Raw genomic sequence first — 2,645 nt, forward strand, 5'->3', positions numbered from 1 at the left:
ACCTGAAACCAATTGCCTACAAGCGGTTCGAGCCATTGGGCGTTTTCTTCGGAAGACGTTCAGGGTGAGAGCGTGCCTTTTGCATAATGAGCCAGCGAGTTTATTTGTAGTGCGAGGTTAAGCCTTTCTGAGGCGTAGCCGCAGCGAAAGCGAGTCTGAATAGGGCGATTGAGTACTGCGGATAAGACCCGAAACCGAGTGATCTATCCATGGGCAGAGTGAAGCTTGGGTAAAACCAAGTGGAGGCTCGAACCAATAAGGGCTGAAAACCTTTTGGATGACCTGTGGATAGGGGTGAAAGACCAATCAAACTCGGTGATAGCTGGTTCTCCCCGAAATATATTGAGGTATAGCCTCAGGTAATTCGCGCACGGAGGTAGAGCACTGAAAGGGCTAGGGGCCCCACCAGGTTACCAAACCCTATCAAACTCCGAATGCCGTGCGTTTTATCCTGGGAGTCAGACTGTGGGTGAGAAGGTCCATAGTCAAGAGGGAAACAGCCCAGACCGTCGGCTAAGGCCTCCAAATTCGTGCTCAGTGGGAAAGGAAGTGGAGTTGTTCAGACAGCCAGGAGGTTGGCTTAGAAGCAGCCATCCTTTAAAGAAAGCGTAATAGCTCACTGGTCTAGTGATTCCGCGCCGAAAATGTAACGAGGCTAAGCACGATGCCGAAGCCACGGGTGTGCGTTGAACGTACGCGGTAGGGGAGCGTTCCTCGCGGGATGAAGGTGAACCGGAAGGTTTGCTGGACTTCGGGGAAGTGATCATGCTGGCATGAGTAACGATAAAAGAAGTGAGAAACTTCTTCGCCGTAAGCCCAAGGTTTCCTGGGTAAAGATAATCTTCCCAGGGTGAGTCGGCCCCTAAGGCGAGGCTGAAAAGCGTAGCTGATGGGAAACAGGTTAATATTCCTGTACCTGTGAGACATCGTTTGAGTGATGGGGGGACGCGGAAGGGTAGGTCATCCGGGTGTTGGATGTCCCGGTTCAAGGTAGTAGGCTGGCTTCGTAGGCAAATCCGCGAAGCTTTAAGCCGAGAACTGATGACGAGTCTTTAAGACGAAGTGACTCATCCCATGCCGCCGAGAAAAGCCTCTAAACGAGATGTCTTTCAGACCGTACCGCAAACCAACACAGGTGGGCGGGGAGAGTATCCCAAGGCGCTTGAGAAAACTCTGGTCAAGGAACTCGGCAAAATGACCCCGTAACTTCGGGAGAAGGGGTGCTCTTTTTTGTGAAGGGACTTGCTCCCTAAGCATCGAAGAGTCGCAGAGAAACGGCGGGGGCGACTGTTTACTAAAAACACAGGTCTGTGCGAAGTCGTAAGACGCGGTATACAGACTGACGCCTGCCCGGTGCCGGAAGGTTAAGGGGAGAGGTTAGGGCAACCGAAGCTTTGAACCGAAGCCCCGGTAAACGGCGGCCGTAACTATAACGGTCCTAAGGTAGCGAAATTCCTTGTCGGGTAAGTTCCGACCTGCACGAATGGCGTAACGATCTCCGCGCTGTCTCGACCAGAGACTCAGTGAAATTGAAGTGGCGGTGCAAATGCCGTCTACCCGCAGCAAGACGGAAAGACCCTGTGCACCTTTACTATAACCTGGCATTGGGTTTTGGGGCATCATGTGTAGGATAGGTGGGAGGCTATGAAGTCTGTACGCCAGTATGGGCGGAGCCATCGTTGAAATACCACCCTTGTTGTTCTAAAACTCTAATACTGGTCAGTGAACCCTGACCGTAGACAGTGCCAGGCGGGTAGTTTGACTGGGGCGGTCGCCTCCCAAAGAGTAACGGAGGCGTGCAAAGGTTCCCTCAGGCTGATTGGAAACCAGCCGTTGAGTGCAAAGGCATAAGGGAGCTTGACTGTGAGAGAGACATCTCGAACAGGGACGAAAGTCGGCCTTAGTGATCCGGTGGTCCCGCATGGAAGGGCCATCGCTCATCGGATAAAAGGTACGCCGGGGATAACAGGCTGATCGCGTCCAAGAGTTCACATCGACGACGCGGTTTGGCACCTCGATGTCGGCTCATCACATCCTGGGGCTGGAGCAGGTCCCAAGGGTACGGCTGTTCGCCGTTTAAAGTGGTACGCGAGCTGGGTTTAAAACGTCGTGAGACAGTTTGGTCCCTATCTGCTGTGGGCGGAGGAGACTTGAGAGGGCCTGTCCCTAGTACGAGAGGACCGGGATGGACGAACCTCTGGTGGACCAGTTGTCGCGCCAGCGGCACAGCTGGGTAGCTACGTTCGGCAAGGATAACCGCTGAAAGCATCTAAGCGGGAAGCCTGCCTCAAGATTAGGTCTCCCTGGAAGTGATTCCCTAAAGGTCCCTGGTAGACCACCAGGTTGATAGGCTGGAGGTGTACGCGCAGCGATGCGCTCAGCTGACCAGTACTAATAGACCGTGAGTCTTAACCTCTCTATACTTCGTTACCTATGAAATGGTGACTTGTGACGTGTGGCGTGTGCCCGGGATAACCCAGGATTTTCTCATGCCACTGAACACAAACCACCCATCACCAAATTTGTTCTGGTGGCCTTGGCGGAGGGGACACACCCGACCCCATTCCGAACTCGGAAGTTAAGCCCTCCAGCGCCGATGATACTGCGGTTCTAACCGTGGGAAAGTAGGACGCCGCCAGATCATT

At 53.6% G+C, this 2,645-nt stretch carries 2 rRNA genes (1 of these 2 cut by a window edge); both read left to right on the forward strand.

Going from position 1 to position 2,645, the window contains the following annotated elements:
• Positions 1-2,416, forward strand: a 23S ribosomal RNA gene (locus AC559A_RS18665); it begins 540 nt to the left of the window's first position.
• Positions 2,417-2,526: 110 nt separating this feature from the next.
• Positions 2,527-2,641: ribosomal RNA gene (gene rrf, locus AC559A_RS18670) — 5S ribosomal RNA — on the forward strand.
• The last annotated feature ends 4 nt before the right edge of the window (positions 2,642-2,645 follow it).

It is taken from the genome of Desulfonatronum zhilinae (genome assembly GCF_900182865.1).
GTDB classification, from domain to species: Bacteria; Desulfobacterota; Desulfovibrionia; order Desulfovibrionales; family Desulfonatronaceae; genus Desulfonatronum; species Desulfonatronum lacustre.